The organism is Aeromonas sp. 602396 (assembly GCF_049173735.1).
GTDB classification, from domain to species: domain Bacteria; phylum Pseudomonadota; class Gammaproteobacteria; order Enterobacterales; family Aeromonadaceae; genus Aeromonas; species Aeromonas veronii_A.
In genome coordinates, this window is sequence record NZ_JAAKSD010000014.1 from 141,710 (window position 1) to 148,106 (window position 6,397).

Below are 6,397 nucleotides of genomic sequence, written 5' to 3' on the forward strand. Positions count from 1 at the left end.
CGCAGGGCAGGCTTAACGCTTGCCCTTGCCACCCTTGTTGCCAGCGAGGGCCTGCTTTCTGGCACGCTGCTTCTGGGCCGCCTTGCTATTGCGGCGCGGCTCGGGCTCGAAGCGGGTGAGATCCGGCTCAAAGCCGGGGAACCACTGCTGGGGCAAACGGGTGTCGAGTACCGCTTCCACCTTCTCCAGCAGCGGCGCATCTTCCGGGCTGAACAGGGTAATGGCGAGCCCCTTGTTGCCGGCACGGCCGGTGCGCCCGATACGGTGGACGTAATCCTCCGCCACAAACGGGAACTCGAGGTTAATCACATAGTTGAGATCCGTGATGTCGAGGCCGCGGGCCGCCACGTCGGTGGCAACCAGCGCCTGCAGGGTGCCGGCGCGAAACTCCAGCAGCACTTTTTCCCGCGCGCTTTGCGACAGATCGCCGTGGAAGGCCAGCGCATTGATGCCCGTCTTGCCAAGCTGCTGGGCCAGTTTGTCCGCCCCCTGACGGGTGCGGCTGAAGATAAGCGCCGGTGCCCACCTTTTCACTTTCAGCATGTGTTCGACCAGCGCCAGCTTGCGATCGCTGTCCACCGTGTAGACCCGCTGCTCCACCTCAGCCGCCGTGGTGTTGCGCGATGCCACTTCAATCAGCTCGGGGTCACGCAGCAGCACCTTGCAGAGGGCAAACAGGTTGTCGTCGCAGGTGGCGGAGAAGAGCAGGGTCTGGCGATCCGCCGGGAGCTGTTTTAGCAGCGCCTTGATCTCGTCCATAAAGCCCATGTCGAGCATGCGATCCGCCTCGTCAAACACCAGATGGCGCAGCTCCGCCAGACTCAGCGCCCCCTGCCGCAGATGGTCGAGCAGACGGCCCGGAGTGGCGATCAGCAGATCCACCCCGGCTTGAAGCGCCTCTATCTGAGCCGCTATGCTCACCCCGCCGTAGACTTGCGTGCTGGTGAGACCGGTGCCCTGGCCGTAGCGCGCCACGCTCTCGGCGACCTGCACCGCCAGCTCGCGGGTCGGCACCAGTACCAGTGCGCGGATTGGGCGGGGCTCTGCTTGTGGCTGCGCAAGCAACTGTTCCAGCAGCGGCAGCACAAAGGCGGCGGTCTTGCCGGTGCCGGTCTGTGCCCCCGCCATCAGATCCCGACCCGCCAGAATGACGGGGATGGCGCGAGCCTGAATGGGGGTCGGCGCGGCATAGCCCAGTTCGCTCAGGGTCTGCTGCAAGCGGGGGGAGAGGGCCAGTTTGGCAAAGGAGGCAGTGGACATAGGGGCACCAGTCGGGGTTATCGCGGCCTGCGGCCACGATACAATGAGTGATCGTGGCCGCGATGGTAACAGAAGCAGGGGGCGCGGCAGAAGGCGATGATGAGCAAGGGCGCATAGCTCCCGGTTTTGCATGCCGTGCATGGCGGTGGCGCAGGACCTCGTCGCCGCGCTCCTGTTTTACCGCGAGTCGGCAGTGCAAGGGACATCCGCCATGACTCTACTCCACAATCAGCACGCTCTCGCTGGCCAGATGGTGCAGCCACTCTCTGACGATCAGCAGCACGGCGGCAAAGTGCTCGTCGCGGGGCAGCAAGCTGGCGGCGAGGGGATCCCCTTCCGCCATGGCGGCCAGCTGGCCAAAGGCTTGCTCCACCAGATCCCGGTCGAGCTGGTTGTCCCCCAGCACTTCGGCCAGCGACGGCTGGCTGCGCAGGGTCAGCTGCAAGCCGGGCGGGATCTGCGGGGCGATGCGCATCAACTCATCTTCCACCACCATGATGGCCCGCTCCAGTTCGAGCGGGGTGGGTGGCGCGTGGCGAAACGGCCCGGGCTGGATGGCGTGGGTGCCAAAGGCCAGCGGGTAGTGTGACGGGGCCGCATCTGGCTGGCTCAGCCAGAGCTGGCTGCTCTGTTCACCAATCTCCAGCAGCAGGGTCATCATCTCCGGTACGGGTTGTGTCATGGTGCTGAGCTCCTGTATTGTAAACGTTTTCCCATTCTGCCTTTGATACCCCCGCCGCCGACGTTTGGCGAGCACAATTTCTGCGAGTCGTCCCTCACTTTGTTGCAAACCCCTTGCAAAAAAATCCATTGGTGGCAGTCTGGATGTCTAAATGGCTGTTTCTGTTTCGTTATCCTCAGATGATTCAGGAGTTCAGATATGGATATTCGTACCGCTCCCCGCGCCATTGCGCTCGCCCTCATGCTGGCAAGCGGCATCGCCGCCGCCAACGAAGCGCTGGTGATCCAGACCGATTTCGGCCTCAAAGATGGCGCCGTATCGGCCATGAAGGGGGTTGCCTTCGGGGTGGATCGCACCCTGCCGCTCTATGACCTGACCCACGAGATCCCGGCTTACAACATCTGGGAAGCCTCCTACCGCCTCTACCAGACCCTGCAGTATTGGCCCAAGGGCACAGTGTTTGTCAGCGTGGTTGATCCCGGTGTCGGCACCGAGCGCAAGTCAGTAGTACTCAAGACCAGGAGCGGCCACTACATCGTGACCCCGGACAACGGCACCCTGACCCTGGTGGCCGAGCACTTCGGCATCGAGGCGGTGCGCCAGATCGACGAGAAACTCAACCGCCTCAAGGGTTCCGAGAAGTCCTACACCTTCCACGGCCGCGATGTGTATGCCTATACCGGCGCACGGCTAGCCTCCGGCGCCATCAGCTACGAGCAGGTGGGCCCGCTGCTGCCCGCCGAGGTAGTGAAGATCCCCTATCAGCCTGCGGTAGCAGAGAAAGATGGCACCCTCAAGGGCACCATCCCGATCCTCGATGTGCAGTACGGCAACGTCTGGACCAATATCGACGATGCCTTGCTGACCAAGGCGGGGATCAACAAGGGGGATAACGCCTGCATCAAGATCCGTGAAGGGGATGTGGTCAAATATGACGGCAAGGCCCCTTACGTCAGCAGCTTCGGTGATGTGCCGGAAGGTCAGCCGCTGGTCTACCTCAACAGTCTGCTGCAGGTGTCGGTGGCGCTGAACATGGACAGCTTCGCTGCCAAGCATCAGGTGCAATCCGGTGCCAACTGGCATATCAGCCTGAAGAAGTGCTCCTGACCCGCACATATATAAGTAGAGATAGAAACAGCAACGGGCGCCTCGGCGCCCGTTTTGTTCTCTGGTCATAAAGAAAGGGATCAGAACTCGTTGGAGAGCGCCTTGTACCCTTTGACCAGATCGATATTGGTGTGGGCCACGTCTTCGGAGAACTCGGCGGCATCTACCGAAACCCGCGGGATATGGGTCAGATCGCTCTGCTGGTTGATACGGGTGGTGGAGGGGACGTAGAACTCCGGCGGCAGATCGCAGCCATCGATCACCGAGTTGTGACGCACCACGGCACCGTCACCGATATGGCAGTTGAACAGCACGCTGTTGAAGCCGATAAAGACCCGGTTCCCCACTTCGCACGGCCCGTGGACTATGCTGCGGTGGGCGATGGAGGTGTACTCGCCGATGGTGACGGCGGCGCCGGATTTGGAGTGGATCACCACCCCGTCCTGGATATTGGAGTTGGCGCCGATGACGATGGGTTCCATATCTCCACTCTCATCCACCTCGTCGGCACGGATCACCGCATAGGGGCCGACAAAGACATTCTCTTTGATGATCACCTTGCCGCAGATGATGGCGGTCTTGTCGATATAGGCGGATTCGTCGATGACAGGCAGATGGCCGGAGGGATTCTTGCGGATCATGTTACATCCTGTGGTTGCTTGAAATGATGCGGTGGCGCACCCGGCGCCAGGATGCCAGCTTACGCCTCGTTATTATCCGGTGAAACCCCGAAGTGGTCTGACCCTTGTCGCAAGCCTTGGCGGGAGCACTGTTTCCGCGCGCTGGAATATGGGAGCATTGCAGCCATTCCCGAGTTGGTTGAAATGGATATATATAGATGAAGAAGATGATTGCCCTGCTGGCGGGTGGTTTGTTGCTCTCCTCGGCCGCACAGGCCAAAGGGGAGGCGGGGGAGTTTGATTATTACGCCATGGCGCTCTCCTGGTCGCCCGAGCACTGCGCCGTCAAACCGGCGGATCGGGACCAGTGTTCCCGCAAGCTGGGGTTCGTGCTGCACGGTCTCTGGCCTCAGTACGATCGCGGTTATCCCAGCAGTTGCACCCGCGAACGGCTCGATCCCGATATGGAGAGCGAGTTTGCCGACCTTTACCCCAGCCGTTTCCTCTATCGCCATGAGTGGGAGAAGCACGGTACCTGCTCCGGTCTGAGCCAGCAGGCCTTCCATCAGCTGGCTAGCGATCTGCGCCAGAAGGTGAAGATCCCGGTGGCCTATCAATCCCCGGAAGCGCCGCTGCGCAAGAGCACCTTCCAGCTCAAGGCCGATCTGGCGAGCGCCAACCAGTGGCTGGCGCCCGACAACATCACGGTGGCTTGCGCCGATGGTGGCCGCTTCCTGCGGGAGATCTACATCTGCGTCAATAAAGAGGGGACGGATGCGGTCACCTGCTCCGCCGAAATGCAAAAGCGTGAGCGTCGCTCCTGTGGTCAGCCGGACTTCCTGCTGCGCAGCGTGCGTTAAGCCTTCACTCTCTCCATCAGGCCCCTTGCGGGCCTGATGTTTAACCACAGCTATCGGAAAGGAGTCTGAAAGATGGATGGCAACAACCGGTTTGGCCCGCAAGAGCGGGCAATGCTGCTCGGGGTGAAAGGAGTGGGGCCGACGGTTATCGAGCGGATCGAACAGCTTGGCTACCATACCCTGGCCGGATTGGCCGAGGCCGACACCACCCATATTGTCCAGCGGGTAGCCAGCATGCTGGGCTCGACCTGTTGGCAGAACAGCCCGCAGGCGCGCAGTGCCATCGACGGCGCCATTGCGCTGGCCCGTGCACATCTGGTCGCCGATACGACAAGTGGGATGAATGGATGAGCTTCTTTAGCGAACTGGGGATGCGTTATCCCATCATTCAGGCACCGATGGCCGGTGTGCAGGGCTGCGAGCTGGCGCTGGCCGTGACCCGTGCGGGCGGCTTGGGCTCCTTGCCTGCCGCCATGCTCACGCCAGCGGAGCTGCGCAGCGAACTGGAGCGTCTTGCCCAAAGTGGTCTTGGGCCATTTAACATCAACTTCTTCTGCCATCGGCAACGGGAACCGGATCCCGTTGTACTGGCCCGCTGGCAGCAGTGCCTTGCTCCCTACTATGCCGAGTTCGGCGTACAGCCCCCAGCTGTTACGACGGCGCCAAGCCGTGCACCTTTCAATGGGGAACATGCCGCCATGGTGGCTGAGTTCAGACCGGCGGTGGTCAGCTTTCACTTCGGCCTGCCCGCGCCCGAGTTGCTTGTCCAAGTGAAGGCGGCGGGGGCCAAGGTCTTGGCCAGCGCCACCACGGTGGCGGAGGCCGTATGGCTTGCCCAGCACGGTGCCGACGCCATCATCGCTCAGGGATTGGAGGCGGGCGGCCATCGCGGTCATTTCCTCTCCGATGATCTCGCCTTGCAGCAGAGCACCTTGACCCTGCTGGCGCAGATCCTCGCGGTGACCGATCTGCCGGTGATTGCCGCTGGCGGTATCGTCGATGACAAGGGGATCGCCAACGCGTTGGCAATGGGGGCGAGCGCCGTGCAGATGGGCACTGCTTTTCTCTGCTGCCATGAAGCGACCACCTCGGCGTTGCATCGCGCCGCCATCCATTCACCAGAGGGCCAGCAGACGGCACTGACCAATCTGTTCAGTGGACGTCCGGCGCGGGGGATCGTCAACCGTCTTATGAAAGAGCTGGGCCCGCTCTCGGATCTTGCCCCTCACTTCCCCTATGCCAGTGGCGCACTGGCCCCGCTGCGCGTCGCCGCCGAGAAGGCGGGGGATAGTGGCTTCTCTCCGCTCTGGGCTGGGCAGGATGTATCGGGCTGCCGGGATCTTCCCGCTGGTGAGCTGATGGCGTGCTGGGTCAAAGAGGCTGGATTGGGATAAGCGCTTCTATATATTCCTCATAGGCCTTCTTATATAGAAGATGTCGAGGGCGCTGCGCGTTAGACGCGACAGTGCGGCAATGGTGGATGAGTGCCAGGCCAGTACCCTTGTAAGCCATTTATCCGGTGTAAAACGTCCTCACTTCACCCTTGGTTGTGGATAAGTCTGTATAAAGGCTGTGTGTTAATATGAATAACCAAGAAATTGCACTTTTTTGCAATTTTATTGCGGTAAAGCCTTGTCAATGTGAGCTGGATCTCTATAATGCGCCACATCGACAGGGCAAGCGGCAACGCAAACAGCCGAGTCGATAACCTCGAAAAGCCTTTGAAAATAAGGCTTGACTCGAGAAGGCGGTTGAGTAGAATTCCACTCCCGCAGCAACACTCTGTTGCATCGCTCTTTAACAATTTGAATCAAGCAATCTGTGTGGGCACTCACAGCATCGAACATCAAAAACAATTTTTGATTTTC

At 60.8% G+C, this 6,397-nt stretch carries 8 protein-coding genes; 4 read left to right on the forward strand and 4 right to left on the reverse strand.

Going from position 1 to position 6,397, the window contains the following annotated elements:
* Window positions 1–12 precede the first annotated feature (12 nt).
* Window positions 13–1,260, reverse strand: coding sequence for a DEAD/DEAH box helicase (locus G5229_RS16505; RefSeq protein WP_421209685.1), 1,248 nt, complete (start codon window positions 1,258–1,260; stop codon window positions 13–15).
* A 217-nt stretch (window positions 1,261–1,477) separates the two neighbouring features.
* On the reverse strand, window positions 1,478–1,942 hold the full coding sequence (locus G5229_RS16510; protein ID WP_021229493.1) for a hypothetical protein: 465 nt from the start codon (window positions 1,940–1,942) through the stop codon (window positions 1,478–1,480).
* A gap of 198 nt (window positions 1,943–2,140) precedes the next feature.
* On the opposite strand from G5229_RS16510, the gene G5229_RS16515 reads away from it, so the two are divergent.
* The gene (locus G5229_RS16515) at window positions 2,141–3,049 is read left to right on the forward strand and encodes an SAM hydrolase/SAM-dependent halogenase family protein (protein ID WP_019446189.1); all 909 of its coding nucleotides are present in this window, start codon (window positions 2,141–2,143) and stop codon (window positions 3,047–3,049) included.
* Between the two features lie 80 nt (window positions 3,050–3,129).
* Here G5229_RS16515 and G5229_RS16520 read toward each other — a convergent pair whose 3' ends face one another.
* A complete protein-coding gene (locus G5229_RS16520; RefSeq protein ID WP_005335471.1) occupies window positions 3,130–3,690 on the reverse strand; it encodes a carbonate dehydratase in 561 nt (186 codons plus the stop codon).
* A 197-nt stretch (window positions 3,691–3,887) separates the two neighbouring features.
* On the opposite strand from G5229_RS16520, the gene G5229_RS16525 reads away from it, so the two are divergent.
* The 3 genes from G5229_RS16525 (at window position 3,888) to G5229_RS16535 (ending at window position 5,923) form a co-directional block, all read left to right on the forward strand.
* Entirely contained in the window at window positions 3,888–4,529 is a 642-nt protein-coding gene (locus tag G5229_RS16525) for a ribonuclease T2 family protein (RefSeq protein WP_158112849.1), read from the forward strand.
* A gap of 72 nt (window positions 4,530–4,601) precedes the next feature.
* On the forward strand, window positions 4,602–4,880 hold the full coding sequence (locus tag G5229_RS16530) for a helix-hairpin-helix domain-containing protein (protein ID WP_158112850.1): 279 nt from the start codon (window positions 4,602–4,604) through the stop codon (window positions 4,878–4,880).
* Window positions 4,877–5,923, forward strand: a complete 1,047-nt coding sequence (locus tag G5229_RS16535; RefSeq protein WP_421209687.1) for an NAD(P)H-dependent flavin oxidoreductase — start codon at window positions 4,877–4,879, stop codon at window positions 5,921–5,923. The genes G5229_RS16530 and G5229_RS16535 overlap by 4 nt, the downstream gene beginning before the upstream one ends.
* Window positions 5,924–6,145: 222 nt before the next feature.
* Here G5229_RS16535 and G5229_RS16540 read toward each other — a convergent pair.
* Window positions 6,146–6,397 (reverse strand): hypothetical protein (locus G5229_RS16540; RefSeq protein WP_421209689.1); only part of this gene is annotated, 252 nt, incomplete at its 5' end.